We start from the raw sequence: 21,461 nt of genomic DNA on the forward strand, positions 1-21,461 counted from the left end.
CGTCACCTCCGTCCGCGGGGGCCGGTCCGGGCGAGGTGCTCGGGTCGCGGGCCGAGGGCGGCGCGTTCGGCGATGCCGGTGGTGGAGCGGCCGTCCAGGTAGGGGAAGAGGACGACCTGCCCGTCCCAGCTGGCCACCAGGGAGGCCTCCGGCAGTTCGGCCAGGGCGTAGTCGCCGCCCTTGGCCCAGATGTGCGGGCGCAGTTCGCCGAGCAGGCGTTCGGGGGTGTCCTCGTCGAACACGGCGACCGCGTCGACGCACTCCAGGGCGCGCAGCACCCGGATCCGGTCGGCCTGGGGCACGAGCGGGCGGCCGTCGCCCTTGCGGCGGCGCACGGACGCGTCGGAGTTGACGCACACGATCAGGCAGTCACCGGTGCGGCGGGCGGCCTGGAGCAGGGCGACGTGGCCGGCGTGCAGCAGGTCGAAGCAGCCGCCCGCGGCGACGACGGTGCCGCCGGCCGCGCGGACCCGGGCGGCGGTGCGCAGGGCGTCCTCGGCCGGCCCGTCCGGCGCGGCCGGGCGGCGCTCGTCGTCGGCGTCGGCGCCGGTGTCGGTGTCGAGGGTGCCGAGGGAGCGGACGCCGCCTTCGGCGACGTAGCGGGTGGCGGCGTGCACGGCCCCGCGGACGGCGTTCTCGGTGAGTTCGCCGTCCGCCAGGAGCCCGGCGGCCGTCGCGGCGAACCGGTCCCCGGCCCCGCAGGCGTCGCCCTCGGCGGTGACCGGGGAGGGCACCATCAGCGGGGTCCCGCCGTGCGACAGCAGCGCGCCCCGGCCGCCCAGGGTGACGGTGACGGCGGCCGCGCGCCAGGCGTGGACCAGGGTGTCGGCGTCCCGGGCGGCGGTGCGCAGCTCGCTGTCGTGCTCCTGCTCCTCCGCGCCGCCGAGACGGCTCGCGAAGGCGCGGGCCTCGGTCGCCGACGGGGTCGCCACGCGGACGCCGGGCACCGGGTGTTCACCGCGCGGGTGCGGGTCCCAGACGACGGGTACGTGCGCCGCCGCACGGGTGAGTGGCTCGCGCAGGGCGTCCGCGGTGCCGCGGCCGTAGTCGGCGACGAGGACGGCACCGGCTTCGGCGATCGCCCGGCGGGCCTCGTGGGTGGCGTCGCCGGCCCGCCCGTCGCCGTCGTCCAGGCGCAGCAGGGGCCTGCCCTCGGCCAGGACGCGGGTCTTGCTGGACAGGGCGCCGTCCAGGGGCAGTTCGACCAGGCGGACCCGGCCCGCCAGCAGCTCGCGCAGGTCGTTGCTGGCCGGGTCGTCGCCCAGCGCGGTGACCAGGGTGACCTCCCGGCCGTCGGCGGCGGCCAGCCACGCGGCGAGGGCGGCGCCGCCCGGGCGGGTGTGGCGCCGGACCCCGTCGACGACCGGCACGGGCGCGTCGGGGGCGAGGCGTTCGGCCCGGCCGGTCAGGTCGTGGTCGAGCAGCGCGTCCCCGACGACGAGCAGCGGCGCCGGGGCGGCTGTCGTACGGGCGGTCATACGGCGCCCTCCCCCGCCGCCCACCGCCGCCGTTCGTGGCCCGTGGCACGCTGTTCCCGCTCCCGCCGGGCGACGGCCTGGTCGAAGGCCTCGCAGACCATGTGTACGGCCACCAGGTGCAGCTCCTGGACGGTGGCGCCGGTCGCGGCTGCCACGCACAGGGCCTCGTCGGCTGCGGCCTGCAGCGGGTTGGGCGCGGGGCCGGTCAGGGCCCAGACGGTCATGCCGAGCCGGTGTGCCTCCTCCGCCGCGACCAGCAGGTTGGCGCTTGCGCCGCTGGTGGACAGCAGCATCAGCAGGTCGCCTTCGCGGCCGTGGGCGGCGACCTGCCGGGCGAAGATCTCACTGACGCCGTAGTCGTTGGCGATGGCGGTGGTGGAGGAGGTGTCGGCGTGCAGGGCGAGCGCGGAGAACGCGGGCCGGTCGTCGCGGTAGCGGCCGACCAGTTCGGCGGTCAGGTGCTGGGCCTGGGCCGCGCTGCCGCCGTTGCCCGCGACCAGCAGCCGGGCACCGCCGCCGAGGCGTCCGGCGAGCGCGGTGCCCCAGCGCTGGATGAGCGGGGCGTCCTCGCGGAATCCCTCGAGGGCCTTCATCAGGTCGTCGCAGTGCGTGACGTCGGTGACGAGTTTCATCGGACGACTCCTGAGAGCGAGGGGACGGAGGAGACGGCGCTGTAGACCCGGGCCACGCCGTCGGCCACGCGGTCCCAGGTGTAGCGGTCGAGGACCCGCCGCCGTCCCCGGTCGCCGTGGCGGGCGAGCAGGTCCGGGTCGTCGAGCAGACAGCGGACGGTCGCGCCGACGGCGTGGTCCGCGTCCGGCGAGTCGTCGCCGGCGGGGACCAGGACCCCGGTGCGGCCGTCGACGACGGTGTCGAGCTGGCCGCCGACGGCGGTGGCGACCACGGGGGCCCGGCAGGACATCGCCTCGACGGGGACGATGCCGAACGGCTCGTAGCGGGGCAGCGAGAGCACGAGGTCCGCGCTGGACATCAGCCGCGGCATCGCCTCGCGACTCACCCCGCCCAGCAAGGTCACCCGGTCCGCGACGCCGTACTCCTCGGCGATCGCCCGGAGCCGCTCGGCCTCCGGTTCGGCGGCGAGCAGGGCCTGTTCGGGGCCGCCGGCGACGAGGAGTTCGGCGTCGGGTACGTCGGCGAGGGCGCGGATGGCGCGGTCGAAGCCCTTGCGGGGGACGAGCCGGCCGACGGTCAGCAGCCGCCGGGGCGCGGACCGGTCGCGTTCGGCTCCGCGGACCGGGGAGAACTCGTCGGGGTCCACGCCGCAGGGCACGATCGAGATGTTCCCGCGGGGCAGGCCCATGGCCTCCAGTTCGGCCACCTCGTCCCGGCAGGTGGCGATGATCGCACTGGCCTCGCGGCCCACGGCGGTCTCGATCGCGATCCGGTCGGCCGGGCTGGTGTCGGCGGGTCCCTGGTAGCGCTTCTTCACGGTGCCCAGGGCGTGGTAGGTCTGCACCACGGGGATGCCCAGGTCGCGTGCGCCGGCCAGGGCGGCCGTGCCGGACATCCAGAAGTGGGCGTGCACCACGTCGGGCGGCTCCGCGGACCACTCCCGGGCCAGCCAGGCGCCGAACTGAGGCATGTAGGGCAGGAGTTCGTCCTTGGGGATCGGGGCAGCCGGGCCGGCGGGTACGTGCGCCACCTTCACGCCGTCCGGTGTGGTGACCCGGTCCGGCAGCCGGGGGTCGTCCCGGCGCGTGTACACCACGACCTCGTGGCCGCGGCGGGCGAGCTGCCGGGCGACCTGGGCCACGTACACGTTCTGGCCGCCCGCGTCCGGTCCGCCGAGCTCGGCCAGCGGGCTGGCGTGCTCGGACACCATGGCGACGCGGCCGGCCGAGGGGTGGCTCTGGCTCATCGGGTGACCTCCTTGATCAGGCGCTCCCAGTCGTCCCGGAAACGCCGCTCTCCGTAGCGGGCCTGTGCCGCGGCCCTGGCGGCCTCCCCCGCCGACCGGGCGTGTGCGGGATCGGCGAGGAATCCCCGGACCGCGTCCTCGAGCACGTCGAAGCGGTTGGAGACCACCCCCGCTCCCTCGGGGACCGCCGCACGCACCTCGGTGGTGTCCAGGGCGACCACCGGCATGCCGAGGAACATCGCCTCCAGCAGGGACAGGCCGAGCGAGGTCCAGCGGATCGGGTGGATGTAGAGGCGGCACCGGGCCATCGCCGGGTGCAGTTCGCCCTGGGGCAGGTCCCGGCTGCGGCAGCGGCCGGGCGGGACACCGAGGTGGGCCGCGAGGCCCTCCGTGCGCATGCCGAAGACGTCCAGCGGGGCCCAGTGGGCGAAGAGCGGCAGCAGGTCGGTGCCGGTGGTGCGGCCCCGGCGCACCGGCTCGTTGACGACGACCGCGGCGCTGGGTTCCTCACCCGTCCACAGGTGGCCCGGGTCGATGATGCCGTGCTCGATCACCTCGGTCGGGGCCCGGCCGTTGTCCCACATCAGGCGGTTGAAGTGGGTGACGTGCACGACGGGGATGTCGGTGCGGTCGGCGAGCGGGTGGCGGGTGCCGTCGGCCGTCCCGTGCGGGGCGTTGTGCTCGACGTACACGGCGGGCACGTCGAGGCCGGGGCGGCGGCCCGTCCACTCGTGGGCCAGCTCGAGCTCGTGGGGCCGCTGGAGCACCATCAGGTCGATGTCGGCGTCCCGCAGTCCGGCGGGACTGAGCTCCCGCACGGACGCGGGCCACTGCCAGGTGCGGGCCCGGCCGAGGCCGTCCGGGCCCCGGTCGGGCAGCACCGGCACGAGGAAGGTGTACGGCCCCTGCACGAACGAGGTCAGCCACGAGCCGTGCACATGCCAGACAAGGACGTTCATGGGCTCTCCTCGGTCATGCGCTCCTTGATCAGCTTCTGCACCGCGCTCACCACGTCCTCGGCCGTGACCTCCTCCAGGCACGGGTGGCCTGGAACGGGACAGTGCCGTGCCCTGCTGTCGGCGCACGGCGCCCGCTGGTCGCCGAGGAGCACGCACGGCACGCCGTACGGTGCCCACCGCTCGGCCGGGACCACCGGCGCGAACAGGGACACCACCGGCGTCCCGACGGCCGCCGCCAGATGGGCGGGCCCGGTGTTGCCGCACACCACGGCGTCGGCCATGCGCAGCACGCCGGCCAGGGTGCGCGGGTCGGTTCGGCCGCCGAGGTCCACCCCGGTGTCGCCGCTGACCCGCCGGGTGAGGTCGAGCTCGCCGGGACCTCCGGTGACGACGACCCGGTGACCGGCGTCGGTGAGCAGGGCGACGGCCTCGGCGCAGCGCCCCGGGCTCCAGGCGCGGGCGGGCGCGCTGGCGCCGGGGTGGACGACGACGTACGGGCCGTCGCCGGTGAGGGCGACGGTGTCCGGCGGGGGCACGACGCGCAGCCGGCCGTCGTCCCCCGGGCGGAGCGGGAAGCCCATCGCGGCGGCGGTGTCGAGCGCGGCCTCCGCCTCGTGCCGGCCGGGCAGCCGACGGTGGCGTACGTCGAGGAGGCGGCCGGGGTGGTCGACGCTGTCGGCGCCGATCCGGCCGACCCCGGCCAGCCTCAGCAGCAGGGTCGTGGGCAGCGGGCTCTGGTGGAAGGAGGTCAGTACGAGCGCGGTGTCGAAGGCCGCCTGCCTCAGCCGTCCGACGAGGCCGTCGACGTCCGCCTCGGGCACGGCGGGCGGGTCGAAGCCCTCCCAGGGCGCCTCCCACACGATCACGTCGTCCACGCCGGGGAGCAGCCGGGCGGCGGGCTCGCCACGCGGCCCGCACAGCATCGTGACGTGCGAGGCGTGCGCGGCGACCGCGCGTACCGCGGGGCCGGCGAGCAGCACGTCACCGAAGCTGTCGAGGCGTACGACCAGGGCTTTCACGGGCGGTCCCCTCGCTCTTCGGTGAGGATCCGCCGTACGGCCGTGAGCAGGTCGCCGGCGGTCTCGGGTGCCGAGGCGATCTCTTCGGGCCGGGTCACGGCGTTGGGCACCAGCACGGCCCGGGCGCCCGCGGCCCGCGCGGCCAGGACGTCGGCCCCTATGTCGCCGATCACCACGCAGCTTCGCGGGTCCACGCCCAGGCGGCGGGCGGCTTCGAGGACCAGGCCCGGGCGGGGCTTGCGGCAGGCGCAGCCGGCCTCGGGCGGGTGCGGGCAGTACACCCAGGTGCCGAGCCCGCCGAGCAGGGCGTCCACCCGGTCGTTGACGCGGCGGACGTCGGCGTCGGTGAGCAGCCCGCGCCCGATGCCGGACTGATTGCTCACCACGCCGGTGGGAATGCCGGCCGCCCGCAGCAGTGCCACGGATTCCTCGGCGCCGGGCAGCAGCCGCACCAGGTCGGGGTCGCCGTTGTAGGGCACGTCCTCCACCAGGGTGCCGTCGCGGTCGAAGAGGACGGCGGCCACGGCGGTGCGGTGGGGCGGCCGGGGGTGTACGGGGTCCTCCACGGCCGCGGGCCCCACGGTCCAGGCGCCGGCGCACTGGGGTGCGGTCGCCGCGCTCATGTCGGACTCCGAAGCGGTGCGGCCGCCGGCGGCGCGGCCCCCAGCGGTTCGGCGCTCAGCGGCGCGGCCCCGCGGTGGCGTACCAGGCCGGTGAGCCAGTGCCTGACCGCCAGCGGAGGGATGGCCACGCTGGTCGCGGCCATGGTGGTGACCTCCGCCGCGGTCCGGGGGCCGGGCAGGATACGGGCCAGGGCGAACTCGGTGGTGCCCAGCGCCCACAGGACCGCGGCGGCCGAGGCGGCGCGGCGGCGACCGGTCAGGGCGAGCACGGGTGCCGCGAACGCGAGGGCGGTGACGGCGGCGTGCCGGGGCAGCCTGCCGCGGGGGGCTCGGGCCCGGTCCCACCAGCCGGGGCCGTGGAGGTACTGCATCAGCGCGTCGTCGGCGTTGCCGCGCTGGGCCCGTACCGACGCCCACTGGTCGGCGTCACGCACCGGGTGGCGGGTGACGCGCCGTCCGCGGTGCAGCGACCACCCCGCGTCGAGCACCCGCAGGGCCAGGTCGGCGTCCTCCCGGAAGGCGCGGCGGAAACGTTCGTCGAAGCCGTGGACGTGGATCAGCGCCGACGTGCGGTAGGCCATGTCGGCGGTGGCCCAGGCGGCGTCCGCCAGCCCGGCGGTGCCGCGTTCCCAGTCGGTCGGGCGGCGGTCCTCGGGCAGCGGCACGCTCAGGCGGCCCTGGGTGCCGCCCGTGTCGGCGGACGCCTGGGCCAGGTCCTCCGCGAGGCGGTCGGACCAGTCGGGCAGCACCTGCACGTCGTCGTCGAGGAAGACGGTCCAGGGCGTGGTGAGCGTGCGCCAGCCGGTGTTGCGGGCGGCTGCCGGGCCGCGGCCGCCGCTGCGCAGCGTGCGGACCCGGTCGAGCAGGACCCCGGCCGTCTGCACGGGCAGCGGCCCGGCCGGTTCGGGGCGGTCGTCCACGACCACGACCTCCTCGGGCGGGTGGCCGGTCGTGGCCGCGGCCAGCGCGCGCAGGCAGTCGGCGAGGCAGTCCCGCCCGATCGTCGGGATGACGACGCTGTAGGCGGGGGCGCCCGTCGTACGAGCATGCGTCATGCGAACACCTTCTTCCGCCGGATCGCGAACGGGCCGAGCGCGAGCAGGTCCACGGGTGCGGAGCCGAAGCACTCCAGGGCGTCGCGCGGGTCGTCGACCATGGGCCGGCCCGCCGTGTTGAGGCTGGTGTTCACCACCACGGGCAGCCCGGTCCGGCGTTCGAACCCGTCGATCATCCGGGCCACCAGCGGTTCGTCCGCGCGGTCCACGGTCTGGATGCGGGCCGTGCCGTCCACGTGGACGACGGCCGGGATCCGCTCCCGCCACGCCTCGGCGACGTCGTGCACGAACAGCATGTACGGGCTGGGCAGCGGCCCGTCGAACAGTTCACCGGCCCGTTCGGTCAGCACCATCGGGGCGACGGGCCGGAACTCCTCGCGGCCCTTCACGGCGTTCAGGCGGTCCAGGTTCTCGGCGCGTCCGGGGTGGGCGAGCAGCGAGCGGTGGCCGAGGGCGCGGGGGCCGTACTCGCTGCGGCCCTGGAACCAGGCCACGACGCCGTCCCGGGCGAGTTCCTCGGCGACGGTCTCGGCGATGTCGTCGGGTTCCTCGTAGGGGACGGCCGCCCGTTCCAGCCAGGCGCGCAGTTCGTCGTCGCTCCAGCCGCGGCCGAGGGCGGCGGTCGGCATCGCCTCCACCGTCTCCTTCTGGTGGGCGAGGTGCAGTGCGGCGCCGAGCGCGGTGCCCGCGTCCCCGGCGGCGGGCTGCACCCAGATCCGTTCGAAGGGGCCTTCGCGGTGCATCCGGGTGTTGGCCACGCAGTTGAGCGCCACACCGCCGGCCAGCGTCAGCACGTCCTCGCCGGTGCGCTCGTGCAGCCACCGCACGAGGCCGAGCAGGACCTCTTCCAGACAGGCCTGGGCGCTGGCCGCCAGGTCGGCGTGGTCCTGCGACCAGGGGGCGCCCGCCGGGCGCGGCGGGACCAGCGACGCCCAGGGCACCGTCCGTGCCCGGAAGCCGCCCTGCCCGTCGAGGCCGACGTGGGGGCGCAGTTGGTCGAGGAAGCGCGGCTTGCCGTAGGAGGCGAGGGCCATCACCTTGAACTCGTCGCTGCTGCGCAGGAATCCGAGGTGCTGGGTGAGGTCCTCGTAGAACAGGCCCATGGAGTCGGGCAGCGACTGCGAGCCCAGCACGGTCAGTTCGCGGTTGACGTAGCGTCCGGCGAGGTGCGAGCCGCATTCGCCGCGGCCGTCCAGCACCAGCACGGCGCAGTCCGGGTACGGGGAGGCCTGGCCGGCCGAGGCGGCGTGGGCGACGTGGTGGGCGACGAACCGCACCTTGTCCGGGTCCAGGCCGGGCAGCGCCTCGGCGAGGAACTCCGGTGCCCGGCGGGCGTATTCCTGGCGCAGGTGGTCCCAGGGGTCGTGCAGGCCCAATTGCTCGGCCGGACGTGCGAGTTCCGGGTCGTAGGAGTAGGCGACGGCGTCGAGGTCGGAGGGGGTCAGCCCGGCCTGGTCCAGGCACCATCGGGCGGAGAGTTCGGGCAGTTCCCAGGCGGAGAAGGGAACGGGCCGCTTGCCGTGCTTGCGCCGGCTGAAGCGCTCCTCCTCCGCGGCTGCCACGATCCGGCCGTCCACGACCAGGGCCGCGGCGGGGTCGTGGAAGAGGGCGTTGATTCCCAGGACGCGCATGCTGCCTCCGTGGCGGGGTGGTGGTCGGCTCCCCGCGGGTGCGGGTGACCTCTCTACGGCTGCGGGGCCGGTTCACGGCCCGGCGGCACCGCGGCGAAGTGGGCGATGGTCTGCTTGATGCCCTCCTCCCAGGGCACGCGGGGCGCCCAGCCGAGCAGTTCGCGGGCGAGTGTGGTGTCCGGGCGCCGGCGCTGCGGGTCGTCGACGGGGCGCTCGACGTATTCGATGCGGGAGGAGGAGCCGGTCAGCTCCACGATGCGCCGGGCGATGTCCCGGACGGGGACCTCGTCACTGCCGCCGATGTTGACGGGCCGTACCGAGCGGCTCGCCGCGACCAGCAGGATGCCCTCGACGGTGTCGTCGACGTAGCACAGGGAGCGGGTCTGGCTGCCGTCACCGGCCACCGTCAGCGATTCGCCGGCCAGGGCCTGGCAGACGAAGGTGGGCACGGCGCGGCCGTCGTGGGCGCGCATCCGGGGCCCGTAGGTGTTGAACAGGCGGACGATCCCCGCGTCGGCGTCCTTGGTGCGCACATGGGCGGTGACCAGCGCCTCCGCGAAGCGCTTTGACTCGTCGTAGACGCTGCGCGGGCCGACCGGGTTGACGTTGCCCCAGTAGTCCTCGCGCTGCGGGTGCACGAGCGGGTCGCCGTACACCTCGGAGGTCGAGGCGAGCAGGAAACGTGCCCCGTCGCGCTCGGCGAGGGCCAGCATGTTGCGGGTGCCCAGGCTGCCGGCGTCCAGCGTCTCCAGGGGCAGCCGGAGGTAGTCGGCGGGTGAGGCGCAGCAGGCGAAGTGCAGGACCAGGTCGTACGGTCCCGGCAGGCGCCGCAGCACGCCGGGCGCGCAGACGTCGTCCTCGACGTAACGGAAGCCGGGGCGGCCGTCGAGGTGGGCGACGTTGTCGGGCGATCCGGACAGCAGGTTGTCGACGCAGTCGACTTCGACACCCGCATTCAGCAGGTGCTCGCACAGATGGCTGCCGAGGAAACCGGCACCGCCGGTGACCACGGCCCGTCCCCAGGGGACGCGCGTCGTCGCATCGGTCATGGAAGGTCCTTCGTCCGCGTCACGGGCCCCGTGGGCGCGATCGGGCGCAGGGGACCCCGGCAGCCGGGCGCGAACCCGCCCGGCGCGGGAAAAACAGGATGTGGGGGGAGTGAAAGAACCGGTCGTGGGGGCAGTGGGAGTGCTGTGCGACTCCAGTGGCCGCCGTGGTCTCGACGGCACTGACACGGGGTTCCCGTCTCAGTTGTTTTCACACGTTGATGTCTATTGTGCGAAATCCGGGCTGTACGCGCGATTCGTGTGAGTCGTCCGCGGCCGGGCACTCGGGGGCTGGAGGTGAAGGACATGGGACACGGTGGAAACGTCATCGACGAGCTGGTGACCGATCACCGCGAGGTCGAGGAGCTCTTCGGCAAGATCGAGGCGCTGCCTTCCGGTGACAAGAAGCGCAAGGTGTACGCCGACCAGGCCACGATGGAGCTGGTGCGGCACTCGGTGGCCGAGGAGGCCTATCTGTACCCGGCCGTGCGCGAGCACGTGGACGGCGGCGGCCCCTTGGCGGACAAGGAACTCGAGGACCACGCCAAGGCCGAGCAGATCATGAAGGACCTCGAAAGCCGCGACGCCGACCACCCGGACTTCGACCGGCTGATCACCTCGCTGATGAGCGAGATCCGCGAGCACGTGACGGACGAGGAGGAGAACCTCTTCCCGAGGCTGCGGGCGGCGTGCCCCGCGGACGCGTTGAACGAGCTGGGGGACAAGGTCCGCCAGGCGAAGAAGACGGCACCGACACGGCCCCACCCGACCGCCCCGGACAAGCCACCGGCCAACAAGATGCTGGCGCCGGGCGCCGGACTGGTGGACCGGCTGCGGGATGCGCTGTCGGGGCGCGGCAAGATGGACTGAGGTCTTCCGGCCGGACTCCCGGCAGATGCCGAAACGGGCCCGTCGCTGTGGCGGCGGGCTTTTCGCTGCGCTCTCGGCGGCTGTGCGGTCCGCAGTCGGCTTCAGCCCTTGAACCCAGCTGCCCACCTGTGAGCAAACCCACTCGGCCTGCCAAGTGCTGGGGGTCCGCTCGTAGTTGGTTTTTGTGCGGGGCCTCCCCCGGCGGTCGGTGTCATCGACTCGGCCGTCCCTTCTGCCACCATGGTCGGCGCCGTGACCGACTCGGTGGAGCGGCCGTGCAGTGCAGCCGGCGTCCTTGGTTTCCGCCGGTCCCCCCTGACTGACGTCTGCCGAGAACCGCACCGTGCCTACCGCCCCCGCCCTGCCCTCTCCTGCGCCGAAAACCGTGCCCGTACCGCCCCGGAAGCCCTCGCGCTCCCCGTGGCGGTCGCTGCGGCACCGCGGTATGCGCTGGTGGTCGGCCGCCAACTTCGTGTCCAACACCGGTACGTGGATGCAGCTGACGGTGCAGAACCTGCTCGTGCTGCAGATCACCGGCTCCGCGGCGGCGACCGGTCTGTCGATGTCCGTGCAGGCCGCTCCCGCCCTGTTCATGAGCCTGCTGGGCGGCGCCGCCGTCGACCGCTGGCCGCGCAAGCTCACGGTCGCCGTGAGCCAGGCGCTGCTGGGCGCGGTCGCCTTCGTGACGGCGCTGCTGGTGGCGCTGGACCTGCTCGACATGACCTCCCTGCTGGTGCTGTCCGCGGTGACCGGCATCATCGCCACCGTCGACGCGCCGGCGTGCGCCCTGCTGGGCAACGACCTGGTGCCGGCCGAGGACCTGCCCTCCGCGATCGGCGTGGGCGCGCTGGTGCACAGCGCGGGCCGGCTGGTCGGCACCGGCCTCGCGGGGCTGACGGTCGGCTTCCTCGGCACGGCCGCCGCGTACGCGGCCAACGGGCTGTCGTTCCTGTTCGTGGCCTCGGTCGTGCCGTTCCTGCGTCCCGCGCGGGCCGCGGCGGCCCGTCCCACGCCCGGCACGGACACCGCCACCCGCCCCGCCGAGTCCGCCGGCGACATGACCGTGCGGGAGGGCCTGCGGTACTTCGCGCGCCGGCCCCGGCTGGTCGCGCTCGCCGCCGTCACCGGGCTCAGCTCGGTCTTCGGCCGCAACTACGGGCTGACGCTGGCCGTGCTCGTCACCGGTCCGCTCGCCGGGGGCGCGGGCGCGTTCGGCACGGTGTCGACCGTCCTCGCGGTCGGCGGCATCCTCGGCGCGGTCCTCGGCGCGCGGATGCGCCGCCCCTCCGTCCGGCTGGTGGGCACCCTGGCCGCCTCCGGCGCCCTGCTGCAGGTGGCGGCCGGGCTGTCCCCGTCACTGGCCGTGCTGCTGGTGCTGGTCCTCCCCATGGCCGTGGTCGAGTCCGTCTCCGACACCGCGGGCACGGCCGTCCTGCAGACCGACCCGCCGGCCCGTCTGCGCGGCCGTGTCCTCGGCGTGTGGAGCAGCATCGGCACGGTGTGGAGTCTCGGCGGTCCGCCGGCCCTGGGCCTCCTCATGGAGTACGCCGGTGCCCGGGGCGCCTTCGTCACGGGCGGCCTGCTCATCGCGGCCCCCGTCGCCACCGCCCTCCTCCTGCGCGTCCGCCGCACCCCGGCCCCGGTCACCCTGCCGGCCCGGGAAGGCGACGTCACGGGGCAGGCGGCACTGGACACGGCGGCCTGACAGGCGGCCCCGGGCGGGCGGCAGGCGCTCCCGGGGGGCCTGAGGGACCGCGGACTGTTCGGGGCTCTCAGGCCGCCAGTGCCCGGCCCGGGTCGAGACGGTCCAGGAGCTGGGCGTGGTGGAGTTCGGCGACGGGCGCCAGAAGGTCGGGGTGGCGCAGGAGGGCCGCGGCCCGGCGGTCCGCCTCGTCCGGGTCGGTCAGACGCCGGAACTCGACCGGCGTACCGGTGGTGTGCTCACCGTCGGCGAGCGCGGCCACCGCCAGGGCGGCCAGCTCGGGGTCGCTGAGCAGTCCGGCCGCCCAGCTGGCGACGACCTCGTCCACCCAGGTGCGCCAGGCCCATGTCTCCGGCTGGTCGTCCTCGCCGACGGTGGCGTCGGAGACCCAGTCCAGCGCGGCGGAGCCGCCGGGGCCCGCCATGCCGACCAGGGCGGCGTCCATCGCGGTCGGGTACCGCAGCCAGGCGGCGACGGTGACGGCCTGCCGCGCCTGCACCTCGCACAGGGCGCGGGCCAGTGCCCCGCCACTGGGCGGGTAGGCACGCGTCAGCCATTGGGCGGTCGCCGCTATCAGCGGGGAGAGGTCTGTGAGCACTACGGGGCCGTCCGAGCTGGTACCGGGTCTTCCGAGGAAGGAAGACGAGGAGGAGAACTCGGTAGAACCGTAGCCCGGCCAGGCCCAAACCGATGACGTGTCGTCGGCCACACTCCGGTACGACTCGAGGCGTCAGTCCGGGGACGCCGCCCGTTCCGGCAGGTGGTAGACGTGGAAGGCCCGTCCGATGACCGGCTGGGCCACGTTGCGCACCTTGACGCCCGCACCGGTCATCCCGTGCTCGGTGCCCGCGTGTGCGTGCCCGTGCACCGCGAGGTCGGCGCCCGCCGTGTCGATGGCCTCGGCCAGCAGGTAGCTGCCGAGGAAGGGATAGATCTCCAGCGGCTCCCCGGCGAGGGTGTCCGACACGGGTGAAAAGTGCGTCAGCGCGATCCGCACGTCGCACCCCCACTCGTCCAGCTCCTCCAGTGAGTCGCGCAGCGCGTCGGCGCACCGCCGGGAGTACCGGACGAACTCCTTCATGATCGGCTCGCCGAACTCCCCGGCGCAGCGGCCGACGAACCCGCCGCCGAACCCCTTGGTGCCGGCCACACCGATCCGGGGCCCGTCGTCGCCGGTCACGACGACCGCCTGCCCTTCGAGCACATGCGCGCCCGCGTCCCGGAGGATGGCGGTGACCTCGTCGGGCCGGTCGTCGTGGTGGTCGTGGTTGCCCAGCACGGCGACCACCGGGACCCCGAGGTCCTTGATCTCCCGGGCCACGACCTGGGCCTCCTCGGGCGTGCCGTGCCGGGTGAGGTCCCCGGCCAGCAGCAGTACGTCGGCGCACTCGGGCAGTGTTTCGAACGAGGGCCGGAGCACTCCCTGGCTCTCGGCCCCCATGTGGATGTCCCCCACGGCCGCGACCCGGATCATGCGAGTTCCTCCGCCTCACCGGGCGAGGAGGTCCCCGCGACGCAGATGTCCGAGTGGACCGGATGTCCCTGAAGTGCCTCACGGGCCTGGCGGAGGATGTCGTCGCGGCACTGCGCGGACGGCACCGTGCCGGTCAGCAGGACGGCCTCGCCCCGGATCTCGGCGCGCACCCCCAGCTCGCCGAGTGGCCCCGCGGCCAGGCGTTCGGCGAGGTGGGCGACGCGGTAGTCCAGATGTTCGGCGTGTTCGGCCACCGGAGCACCAGGCGCGTGGACGGCGCCTTGGTCGGTCATGGCTGCTCCTCTTGCGGTTCGATGACGTGCAGGCGTTCGAGGAGGAAGAGGAAGGCCGCGGGCATCGGCTCGTCCCCGCAGGACTTCCGTACCTCCTCCCAGTCGACCTTCTCGCGCAGCGCCCGGGCGACGGGCAGCACGGACCCGAAGTCGCAGTGGTGCTCGGAGAAGGCGGTGATGAGGCTGCGCATGAGGTCGGTCGGCGCCAGGACGGGCATGTGCACGGAGTCGACCGGCAGATACTGCGCCCGTTCCAGCAGGTCCGGGGTGACGGGCCGGCGTGCCAGCTCGAAGATGATGTCGACGTCCTGCTCGAAGCAGGTGGCCTTCAGCAGCCAGTCCTCGGGCGGCATCCGGACCCCCAGCCCGGCCTCGCGCAGTGTCTGCGCGACCGCCTCGGCGTCCTCGGGCAGGATGCAGAAGTCGGCGTCGTGCTGCAGATGCCGGCTGCCGCCGTGCGCGTACACGGCCACGCTCCCGGCCAGCGCGAAGGCGTGTCCCTTCCGCTTGAGGACCGCTCCCACCCGTTTGGCCGCCTCGAGGATCGCCTGGCTGCGGTCCTGGGGCAGCTCCCGCGCCTGCGGGTGCGGGACCGGCTCACCGGGCACCGCGGTCCCCCCGGGGTCGTCCGCCGCCAAGTGGAGTTCCGCCCGTCGCCGGGCGAGCGTCACGTCCTCCCCGTTCTGCGTCATGACCACTCCCATCTCCCCGTCGGCCCTGCCCCGGACAGCCCCGTCCGGCCCCGGGCGTCGGCCGGGCTCTCCTAGTACCCGGCCCCTCGGGGTCGACACGCGCGACGCACCGGCTCCGGGACGACGACTTGACCGTCCGCTGGCTGGCACTTCCGCGGACGGGGGAAGACCATGGCCACAGGGGCGGAAGAGCACTCGGGAGGCACCATGACGACCACATCCGCTCCCGGGGTGACGGGCCTGGAGATCCGGTCGATCGACTACGTCCCACTGGACGAACGGCACGGCAAGCTGTGGCACCTGGGCCCCCTGTGGTTCATGTCCAACGCGCAGATCGCGACGCTGGCGGTGGGACTGGTCAGCATCACCGCGGGCGGCAACCTGATCTGGTCGCTCATCGCGATCGTGGCCGGCACTGTCATCGGCACCTTCTTCATGGCCTTCCACTCGGCCCAGGGACCACAGCTCGGGCTCCCCCAGATGATCCAGTCGCGGCCCCAGTTCGGCTACGTCGGCGCCCTGCTGGTCTGGATCTTCGCCTATGTGCAGTACGCGGGGTTCAACGTCTTCAACACCATCCTCGCCGGAGAGTCCCTGCACAGCACGCTGCACGGGGGCGTCAAGCTGTGGGTGATCGTGGTGACCGCCGTCGCCTTCGTCATCGCGCTGGTGGGCTACGACATCATCCACAAGGCCGAACGCGTCCTGACGTACACCTTCCTCGTGGTGTTCGGCGTCTTCACGGTGGGCGTCCTGGTCACCCTGCACTACCCGCCGGGCTCGTTCGACCTCGGCCACTTCGCGTGGACGCCGTTCCTCGCCCAGTTCGGCGTGGTCGCCGGCTACCAGATCAGCTGGGCGATCTACGTCTCGGACTACTCGCGCTACCTCCCGCCGGACGTCACCGTCCGCAAGACCTTCTACTGGACGTACTTCGGCTCCGCGCTCGGCGGTATCTGGCTGATGGTCCTCGGGGCGCTGCTGGCCGCCTGGGCCGGCAAGGGCTTCGACACGATCCCGTCGATCAACGCGGCCGGCGACAAGGTGTTCGACGGGTTCGGCGCGATCGTGCTGCTCTTCGCGACGCTCGGTCTGGTGTCCGTCACCGCGCTGAACATGTACGGCGGGTCGCTCACCCTCATCAGCGCCATCGACTCCTTCCGGCGGGTGACGCCGACCCTGACCGTCCGGCTGGTGACCATCGGGCTCACCGCGGCCCTGTCCGTGATCGGCGCGCTGGCCGCGACGTCCAACTTCCTGAGCAACTTCGAGAACTTCCTGTTGCTGGTCCTCTACCTGTTCATCCCGTGGACCGCGGTGAACCTGATGGACTACTACGTGGTGCGCCGGGGGCACTACGCGGTCGCCGAGATCTTCAACCCGCACGGCATCTACGGGCGCTGGGGCTGGCACGGCATCATCGCCTACCTGGTGGGGTTCGCCGCGATGGTGCCGTTCTTCTCCGTGGGCACCCTGTACGTCGGCCCGGTCGCCAAGGCGCTCGACGGTGGCGACATCTCCCTCTTCGTGGGCCTGCCGGTGTCCGCGGTGCTCTACTGGCTGCTGACCCGGTCGATCGACGTCGAGGCGGAGACCCGGCTCGCCCAGGCCGAGGCCGAGACGCTGGAGCGCGCGGCGCACGAACACCGCGAACCCTGAGCGGCTGACCCGGGGCCGCTCAGGAGGACTGCCGCCGCTCCTCCTCCGCCTCCTGTTCCATCTGTTCCGCGCGGCGCTGCTCCTCCTCGCTCCACGTCTGGGTGTCACGGGGCGGCAGATAGGGTTCCGCGTCCTCCGGGAGGCCACCGGCGACAGCGCGGCGACGGGCCAGTTCCGCGTCGAACTCCAAGCCGAGCAGGATGGCGATGTTGCTGATCCACAACCACACCAGGAAGACGATCACGCCGGCGAGTGTGCCGTAGGTCTTGTTGTAGGAGGCGAAGTTCGACACGTAGAAGGCGAAACCCGCCGAAGAGGCCAGCCAGATCACCAGCGCCAGCACGCTGCCCGGCGTGACCCACCGGAAACCGCGGCCCTTGACGTTGGGTGTCGCCCAGTACAGCAGCGCGATCATCATCGTGACCAGGACGACCAGCACGGGCCACTTCACGATCGACCACACCGTCAGGGCCGCATCGCCGAACCCGAGGGCCGCACCGGCCTGTCGGGCGACCCCGCCGGTGAAGACCACGATCAGCGCGCTGATCACCGCCAGCACCAGCAGCAGCACCGTCACACCCACCCGGACGGGCAGGATCTTCCACACGGGCCGGCCCTCGGGGATGTCGTACACCGCGTTGGCCGAGCGGATGAACGCCGCGATGTAGCCGGAGGCCGCCCACACCGCCAGCAGGATGCCCACGAGGGCCATGACGGAGCCGATGCCGCCCCGGCCGCGCAACTCCTGCACCGCGTTGCCGATGATGTCCCGGGCCGAGCCCGGGGCCAGTTGCTGGATGTTGTCCAGCACCTCCTGGGTCGCCGACTCACCGGCGACGCCCAGCAGGGAGACCAGTACCAGCAGGGCCGGGAACATCGACAGCACGCCGTAGTAGGTGAGCGCCGCGGCGCGGTCGGTGAGATCGTCGTCCTGGAACTCCTTCACCGTGCCTTTCAGCGCCGCCCACCACGACCGTTTCGACAGCTGCGCGGGTTCGTCCGGCTGATCGGATTCCGTTTTCCGTGCCATGTCCCCCAGGTAACCCGTCCGGCACCGTCGAATCTTTTCGCGTTCGCGAACAGTCAATTGGCGTGGCGGCAGAGCGAGTCGGGTGTCACTGGGGGCAGCCGGGGATGCTGCCCGCCGGGTTGCAGTTGTCGGGCGTGTTGCCGGTGACCGCGGTGCCCGTGACGGCGACCGAGCCGCCGGCCCGGAAGATTCCGCCGCCATGGCCGCCGGCCCCGTTGCCGGTGACCTCACCGGCGACCAGCCGGGCGCCGCCGGCCTGGTTGTACAGGCCGCCGCCGTCGAGTGCGGCGCTGTTGCGGTCCAGCGACGCGCCCTGGAGGAGCACGGCGCTGCCGAAGTTGGCGATGCCTCCCCCGTAGGAGGCGGCCGTGTTCCCGTCGACCGTCCCGCCGTTGACGGTCAGGGGTCCGGTCGCTGTGTAGATGCCGCCGCCCTCGAAGGTGTCGGTCCGGTTGCCGTGGACGGTCGTGGTGTTGAGGGTCGTCGTCCCGTTGTTGGCCAGTCCTCCGCCGGTGAAGGTCGCGGTGTTGCCGTTGACGGACGCGCTGTTGACGGTCAGCCGGCCGGAGTTGTCGACGTGGATGCCGCCGCCGTCGGAGGCGGTGTTCAGCGTGACGACGCCGCCGGACAGGTCCGCGCTGCCACCGGGAGCCACCTCGATGCCGCCGCCCGTGACCGCGGCGGTGTTGCCGGTGACCCGGCTGTTGCCCAGGGTGAGACGTCCTCGGGTCAGGATGCCGCCGCCGACGGTGCCGGGATCGGCTGTGGCGCTGCCGCCCGACACGGTGATCCCGTTGAGGGCGAGAGCGCCCTGGGGAGCCACCTCGGCGATGCGGAAGGCGGTGGTCGCCGTGCGGGTGATGGTGGCGGAGTCGCCGCTGATGGTGACGTTCGCGGTGATGACGGGAAGTCCGTCGGCTCCGTAGGGGCCACCGGCCACCGCCGGAGTGGTGATCTTGTACGTACAGCCGGCCGAGAGCGTGATGGACCCGGCGCCGATGGTGTTGGCGTTGTTGATCTGTCTGATCAGCTCGTCGACGTCGCCGCACGGCACCACTGCCCGGGGGGTCGCCAGGTTCTCGGCGGCGGCCGACGCGGCGATGCCCACACCGGATGTGCTCAGCAGGGCGGCCAGGGTCAGGGCGCGGGTCTTCTTCACGGTCAGCACCGGTACTCCCTCTGTTCGTCTGCTGGACGGCGGTCTCCAGAACCGACCGAGTGGGGGAACTGCCGCCTCGACAGTCCAACTTGATCGTGACCGTGGGTGGTCTGCATCCAGTGGGATCCGGATGGGTGAGGGGACGGCATCGTGGGTCGTTTTCTTTTGGAAATGGTTCCCTCCAGGAAAGGAGGGCGTGAACAGTGCGCTGGGCCGTTCGTGTGACATAGTCACGAGGCACTTGCCGGGGTCTTCGCCGGAATGGATTACTGGAATGGATCCAACCGGTGGGCCGCCCATTCTCGCCGGGGGATGCGGCAGTCGGACCACTCGCTGCTTTTCCGGAAGAGCACGTGTGATCGTGCCGGCATACCGCGATGGGCACCCCTGGTGGGAAGTTGGATCCGTGCAGCCGGTGCCGTTCGCGGCACCGGCTGTCGCGGTTTCACCACTTCCCTCAGATGCCCGGGGCCGCGATCCGGGTGTAGGTGAGGCTGTTGCTGGTGCCGGCCGGGGTGGTGACCGTGACGGTGACCGGCCCGGCCGTTCCCGCGGGGGCGGCGGCGGTGAGCTGGGTGGGTGACACCACCGTGAACGGCACCGGGGTCGAGCCGAACTGGACGCCCGTGGTGTCGGTGAGATTGGTGCCGGTCACGGTCACGACGGTGCCGGCCTGGGTGGGTCCCTTGTCGGGGACGAGGGAGGCCAGCGCGGGAGCCGCGAGATACACGTAGGCGACGGGGTTGCTGGTGCCGCCCGGGGTCGTGACGGTCACCGCCGCGGTGCCCGCCGCGTGGGCGGGAGTCACCGCGGTGATCTGGGTGGCCGAGTTCACGGTGAACGACGTCGCCGCCAGTGTGTCGAAGCGCACCGCCGTCGCGCCGAGCAGGCCGGTGCCGGTCAGGGTCACGGTGGTGCCGCCCGCCGTGGCCCCGGAGGGCGGTGCGACGGCGGTCAGCGAGGGCGCGGCGGCGTAGAAGAAGTAGGCCTGGGGATTGTCGGGGCTGCTGGTGCCGCCCGGGGTCGTGACGGTCACCGCCGCGGCGCCGGCCGCGTGGGCGGGGGCGATCGCGGTGATCTGCGTCGCCGAGTCCACCGTGAACGACGACGCGGCCACCCCGTCGAAACGCACCGCCGTGGCCCCGGTCAGGTTCGTCCCCGTCAGCGTCACCGACGTACCCCCCGAGGTCGGCCCCTGCGTGGGAGACACACCGGTGATCGCGGGTGCCGCGAGATAGGTGAAGGTCAGGGAATTGCTGGTGCCGCCGGCCGTGGTGACGGTCACCGCGGAGGCGCCGGCCGCGTGGGCGGGGGCGATCGCGGTGATCTGCGTCGCCGAGTCCACCGTGAACGACGACGCGGCCACCCCGTCGAAACGCACCGCCGTGGCCCCGGTCAGGTTCGTCCCCGTCAGCGTCACCGACGTACCCCCGAGGACGGGGCCCTGAGTGGGTGTCAGAGAGGACAGTGCGGGCGCCGGGAGATACGTGAAGGTCAGCGCATTGCTGGTGCCGCCGGCCGTCGTGACCGTCACCGCCGACGCGCCCGCCGCATGGGCCGGGGCCACCGCGGTGATCTGCGTCGCCGAGTCCACCGTGAACGACGACGCGGCCACCCCGTCGAAACGCACCGCCGTGGCCCCGGTCAGGTTCGTCCCCGTCAACGTGACCGACGTGCCGACGGGCCCCTGAGTCGGTGCCAGGCTCGTCAGTGTGGGGGCCGATACGGTCACGTAGGTGAAGAGGACCGACTGACTGCTGGTCCCCTGGCTGGTGGTCACGGTGACGTTCACCGGTCCGTTGCCGGGTGGGCTGACCGCCGTGATCTGGGTGCTGCTGACGACGGTGAAAGAGGTCGCGGAGGCGGCGCCGAACCGGACGGCTGTGGCGCCGGTGAAGCCGCTACCGGTCACGGTGACGGTGGTACCGCCGGAGGCCGGCCCCTGAGTGGGACTGACCGATGAGACCACAGGGGCAGCCATCGCTGTAACTCCTTCAGTACGGACACGTCCGTGTACGCGGGTCGGGCCCGTCCGGGCGGTGGGGGGCCGCCGCCCGGACGGGGGTTTCGTCGCCTCCGCTGCGCGAAGGCCGCCGGGTGGATCAGATGCCGGGCCCGGCGACGTAGGTGAACGCACCGGTCGCGGTGTCGGATCCGGCCGGGTTGGTCACCGTCACGTCGGTCGCGCCCGCCGCGCCGGGCGGGGTGACCGCCGACAGCGTGGTGGTGTTGATCACCGAGAACGGGGCCGGAGTACCGCCGAAGGTGACGGAATCGGTGGTGTCGAGGTGGGTTCCGGTGATCGTCACCGCAGTCCCGCCCGAGGTCGGACCGGAGGTCGGGGTGACGGTCGCGATGGTCGGGACGTCGACGTAGGTGTAGGTCAGCCCGTTGTTCGTGCCGCCGGCGGTGGTCACGCTGACGCCGACCGGCCCGGCCGCCGCACCGGCCGGCACGGTGACGGTGAGCTGGTTGTCGTTGACCACGGTCGGGGTGGCGGTCACCCCGCCGAAGGACACGCTGGTGGCCGTCGACAGGCCGGTGCCGCTGAGGGTGATGCTGTTACCGCCGGCCAGCGGCCCGGAGGTGGTGCCCAGGGACGACTTGAACGGGGCGCCGACGTAGAAGAACGGCACCGGGTTGCTGGTCCCGCCCGGGGTGGTGACGGTGACGCCGACCGTGCCGGTTCCCGAGGGCGACACGGCGGTGACCTGGGTCGGCGACACCTGGGTGACGTTGGTGGCCGGCTTGGTGCCGAACTTCACCGAGCTGGTGTTGGCCAGGTTCGTGCCGGTGATGGTCACGAGCGTCCCACCGCCGGTGGAACCCTGGTTGGGGGTGATAGGCATGACGCGCTCCTCGCTGCTTGATGGGGACATGCGAGGAACCGGC

General features: G+C 73.2%; 20 protein-coding genes. 3 read left to right on the plus strand and 17 right to left on the minus strand.

Features of this window, described 5'->3' with window-relative positions:
- Positions 1–2 precede the first annotated feature (2 nt).
- The 9 genes from ACFY0F_RS05425 to ACFY0F_RS05465 are packed head-to-tail and all read right to left on the minus strand — an operon-like array spanning position 3 to position 9,693.
- Entirely contained in the window at positions 3–1,478 is a 1,476-nt protein-coding gene (locus tag ACFY0F_RS05425) for a PfkB family carbohydrate kinase (RefSeq protein ID WP_388789294.1), read from the minus strand.
- Positions 1,475–2,110, minus strand: coding sequence for an SIS domain-containing protein (locus ACFY0F_RS05430; protein WP_388789297.1), 636 nt, complete (start codon positions 2,108–2,110; stop codon positions 1,475–1,477). The genes ACFY0F_RS05425 and ACFY0F_RS05430 overlap by 4 nt, the downstream gene beginning before the upstream one ends.
- Positions 2,107–3,357 carry a glycosyltransferase gene (locus ACFY0F_RS05435; RefSeq protein WP_388789300.1) on the minus strand — a complete coding sequence of 417 codons (1,251 nt, stop codon included), beginning with the start codon at positions 3,355–3,357 and terminating at the stop codon, positions 2,107–2,109. The genes ACFY0F_RS05430 and ACFY0F_RS05435 overlap by 4 nt, the downstream gene beginning before the upstream one ends.
- Positions 3,354–4,316: a glycosyltransferase gene (locus ACFY0F_RS05440; RefSeq protein ID WP_388789303.1), complete on the minus strand. Its 963-nt coding sequence runs from the start codon at positions 4,314–4,316 to the stop codon at positions 3,354–3,356. Before ACFY0F_RS05440 ends, ACFY0F_RS05435 begins: the two co-directional genes overlap by 4 nt.
- A complete protein-coding gene (locus ACFY0F_RS05445; protein WP_388789306.1) occupies positions 4,313–5,335 on the minus strand; it encodes a glycosyltransferase family 9 protein in 1,023 nt (340 codons plus the stop codon). The genes ACFY0F_RS05440 and ACFY0F_RS05445 overlap by 4 nt, the downstream gene beginning before the upstream one ends.
- Positions 5,332–5,958, minus strand: coding sequence for a D-glycero-alpha-D-manno-heptose-1,7-bisphosphate 7-phosphatase (locus tag ACFY0F_RS05450; protein ID WP_388789310.1), 627 nt, complete (start codon positions 5,956–5,958; stop codon positions 5,332–5,334). Before ACFY0F_RS05450 ends, ACFY0F_RS05445 begins: the two co-directional genes overlap by 4 nt.
- Complete coding sequence (locus tag ACFY0F_RS05455; protein WP_388789313.1) at positions 5,955–7,013, minus strand: glycosyltransferase family 2 protein; 1,059 nt, start codon at positions 7,011–7,013, stop codon at positions 5,955–5,957. The genes ACFY0F_RS05450 and ACFY0F_RS05455 overlap by 4 nt, the downstream gene beginning before the upstream one ends.
- Positions 7,010–8,644: a carbamoyltransferase gene (locus tag ACFY0F_RS05460; protein WP_388789316.1), complete on the minus strand. Its 1,635-nt coding sequence runs from the start codon at positions 8,642–8,644 to the stop codon at positions 7,010–7,012. Before ACFY0F_RS05460 ends, ACFY0F_RS05455 begins: the two co-directional genes overlap by 4 nt.
- Before the next feature lie 53 nt (positions 8,645–8,697).
- Positions 8,698–9,693 (minus strand): NAD-dependent epimerase/dehydratase family protein, encoded by a 996-nt coding sequence (locus tag ACFY0F_RS05465; RefSeq protein ID WP_388789318.1) that lies wholly within the window; start codon positions 9,691–9,693, stop codon positions 8,698–8,700.
- A 303-nt stretch (positions 9,694–9,996) separates the two neighbouring features.
- On the opposite strand from ACFY0F_RS05465, the gene ACFY0F_RS05470 reads away from it, so the two are divergent.
- Positions 9,997–10,560 carry a hemerythrin domain-containing protein gene (locus ACFY0F_RS05470; protein ID WP_388789321.1) on the plus strand — a complete coding sequence of 188 codons (564 nt, stop codon included), beginning with the start codon at positions 9,997–9,999 and terminating at the stop codon, positions 10,558–10,560.
- Positions 10,561–11,005: 445 nt separating this feature from the next.
- Positions 11,006–12,265: an MFS transporter gene (locus tag ACFY0F_RS05475; protein WP_388791287.1), complete on the plus strand. Its 1,260-nt coding sequence runs from the start codon at positions 11,006–11,008 to the stop codon at positions 12,263–12,265.
- A gap of 67 nt (positions 12,266–12,332) precedes the next feature.
- Here ACFY0F_RS05475 and ACFY0F_RS05480 read toward each other — a convergent pair whose 3' ends face one another.
- The 4 genes from ACFY0F_RS05480 to ACFY0F_RS05495 all read right to left on the minus strand — a co-directional run bounded on the left by ACFY0F_RS05480 (position 12,333) and on the right by ACFY0F_RS05495 (position 14,721).
- On the minus strand, positions 12,333–12,860 hold the full coding sequence (locus ACFY0F_RS05480; protein ID WP_388789324.1) for a hypothetical protein: 528 nt from the start codon (positions 12,858–12,860) through the stop codon (positions 12,333–12,335).
- A 132-nt stretch (positions 12,861–12,992) separates the two neighbouring features.
- A complete protein-coding gene (locus tag ACFY0F_RS05485) occupies positions 12,993–13,736 on the minus strand; it encodes a metallophosphoesterase (RefSeq protein ID WP_388789327.1) in 744 nt (247 codons plus the stop codon).
- The gene (locus ACFY0F_RS05490; RefSeq protein ID WP_388789331.1) at positions 13,733–14,029 is read right to left on the minus strand and encodes a BON domain-containing protein; all 297 of its coding nucleotides are present in this window, start codon (positions 14,027–14,029) and stop codon (positions 13,733–13,735) included. Before ACFY0F_RS05490 ends, ACFY0F_RS05485 begins: the two co-directional genes overlap by 4 nt.
- On the minus strand, positions 14,026–14,721 hold the full coding sequence (locus ACFY0F_RS05495) for a hypothetical protein (RefSeq protein WP_388789334.1): 696 nt from the start codon (positions 14,719–14,721) through the stop codon (positions 14,026–14,028). Before ACFY0F_RS05495 ends, ACFY0F_RS05490 begins: the two co-directional genes overlap by 4 nt.
- A gap of 207 nt (positions 14,722–14,928) precedes the next feature.
- Here ACFY0F_RS05495 and ACFY0F_RS05500 point away from each other — a divergent pair, with 207 nt between their 5' ends.
- Entirely contained in the window at positions 14,929–16,380 is a 1,452-nt protein-coding gene (locus ACFY0F_RS05500; RefSeq protein ID WP_388789337.1) for a purine-cytosine permease family protein, read from the plus strand.
- Positions 16,381–16,399: 19 nt separating this feature from the next.
- Here ACFY0F_RS05500 and ACFY0F_RS05505 read toward each other — a convergent pair whose 3' ends face one another.
- From ACFY0F_RS05505 to ACFY0F_RS05520, 4 genes are all read right to left on the minus strand, one after another.
- The gene (locus tag ACFY0F_RS05505; RefSeq protein ID WP_388789340.1) at positions 16,400–17,410 is read right to left on the minus strand and encodes a YihY/virulence factor BrkB family protein; all 1,011 of its coding nucleotides are present in this window, start codon (positions 17,408–17,410) and stop codon (positions 16,400–16,402) included.
- Between the two features lie 85 nt (positions 17,411–17,495).
- Positions 17,496–18,578: a right-handed parallel beta-helix repeat-containing protein gene (locus tag ACFY0F_RS05510; RefSeq protein WP_388789343.1), complete on the minus strand. Its 1,083-nt coding sequence runs from the start codon at positions 18,576–18,578 to the stop codon at positions 17,496–17,498.
- 448 nt (positions 18,579–19,026) lie between these two features.
- The gene (locus ACFY0F_RS05515; protein ID WP_388789345.1) at positions 19,027–20,706 is read right to left on the minus strand and encodes an IPT/TIG domain-containing protein; all 1,680 of its coding nucleotides are present in this window, start codon (positions 20,704–20,706) and stop codon (positions 19,027–19,029) included.
- Entirely contained in the window at positions 20,672–21,418 is a 747-nt protein-coding gene (locus tag ACFY0F_RS05520) for an IPT/TIG domain-containing protein (RefSeq protein WP_388789348.1), read from the minus strand. The genes ACFY0F_RS05515 and ACFY0F_RS05520 overlap by 35 nt, the downstream gene beginning before the upstream one ends.
- Positions 21,419–21,461 lie beyond the last annotated feature (43 nt).

It is taken from the genome of Streptomyces sp. NPDC001544, from assembly GCF_042894285.1.
In the GTDB taxonomy this organism is placed as follows: Bacteria; Actinomycetota; Actinomycetes; order Streptomycetales; family Streptomycetaceae; genus Streptomyces.

What these genes read in the sequence shown, in the direction of transcription:
- ACFY0F_RS05425 (WP_388789294.1), bottom strand. Translation starts at nt 1,478, where the DNA reads ATGACCGCCCGTACGACAGCCGCCCCGGCGCCGCTGCTCGTCGTCGGG.
- ACFY0F_RS05430 (WP_388789297.1), bottom strand. Translation starts at nt 2,110, where the DNA reads ATGAAACTCGTCACCGACGTCACGCACTGCGACGACCTGATGAAGGCC.
- ACFY0F_RS05435 (WP_388789300.1), bottom strand. Translation starts at nt 3,357, where the DNA reads ATGAGCCAGAGCCACCCCTCGGCCGGCCGCGTCGCCATGGTGTCCGAG.
- ACFY0F_RS05440 (WP_388789303.1), bottom strand. Translation starts at nt 4,316, where the DNA reads ATGAACGTCCTTGTCTGGCATGTGCACGGCTCGTGGCTGACCTCGTTC.
- ACFY0F_RS05450 (WP_388789310.1), bottom strand. Translation starts at nt 5,958, where the DNA reads ATGAGCGCGGCGACCGCACCCCAGTGCGCCGGCGCCTGGACCGTGGGG.
- ACFY0F_RS05455 (WP_388789313.1), bottom strand. Translation starts at nt 7,013, where the DNA reads ATGACGCATGCTCGTACGACGGGCGCCCCCGCCTACAGCGTCGTCATC.
- ACFY0F_RS05460 (WP_388789316.1), bottom strand. Translation starts at nt 8,644, where the DNA reads ATGCGCGTCCTGGGAATCAACGCCCTCTTCCACGACCCCGCCGCGGCC.
- ACFY0F_RS05465 (WP_388789318.1), bottom strand. Translation starts at nt 9,693, where the DNA reads ATGACCGATGCGACGACGCGCGTCCCCTGGGGACGGGCCGTGGTCACC.
- ACFY0F_RS05470 (WP_388789321.1), top strand. Translation starts at nt 9,997, where the DNA reads ATGGGACACGGTGGAAACGTCATCGACGAGCTGGTGACCGATCACCGC.
- ACFY0F_RS05475 (WP_388791287.1), top strand. Translation starts at nt 11,006, where the DNA reads ATGCGCTGGTGGTCGGCCGCCAACTTCGTGTCCAACACCGGTACGTGG.
- ACFY0F_RS05485 (WP_388789327.1), bottom strand. Translation starts at nt 13,736, where the DNA reads ATGATCCGGGTCGCGGCCGTGGGGGACATCCACATGGGGGCCGAGAGC.
- ACFY0F_RS05490 (WP_388789331.1), bottom strand. Translation starts at nt 14,029, where the DNA reads ATGACCGACCAAGGCGCCGTCCACGCGCCTGGTGCTCCGGTGGCCGAA.
- ACFY0F_RS05495 (WP_388789334.1), bottom strand. Translation starts at nt 14,721, where the DNA reads ATGACGCAGAACGGGGAGGACGTGACGCTCGCCCGGCGACGGGCGGAA.
- ACFY0F_RS05500 (WP_388789337.1), top strand. Translation starts at nt 14,929, where the DNA reads ATGACGACCACATCCGCTCCCGGGGTGACGGGCCTGGAGATCCGGTCG.
- ACFY0F_RS05505 (WP_388789340.1), bottom strand. Translation starts at nt 17,410, where the DNA reads ATGGCACGGAAAACGGAATCCGATCAGCCGGACGAACCCGCGCAGCTG.
- ACFY0F_RS05520 (WP_388789348.1), bottom strand. Translation starts at nt 21,418, where the DNA reads ATGCCTATCACCCCCAACCAGGGTTCCACCGGCGGTGGGACGCTCGTG.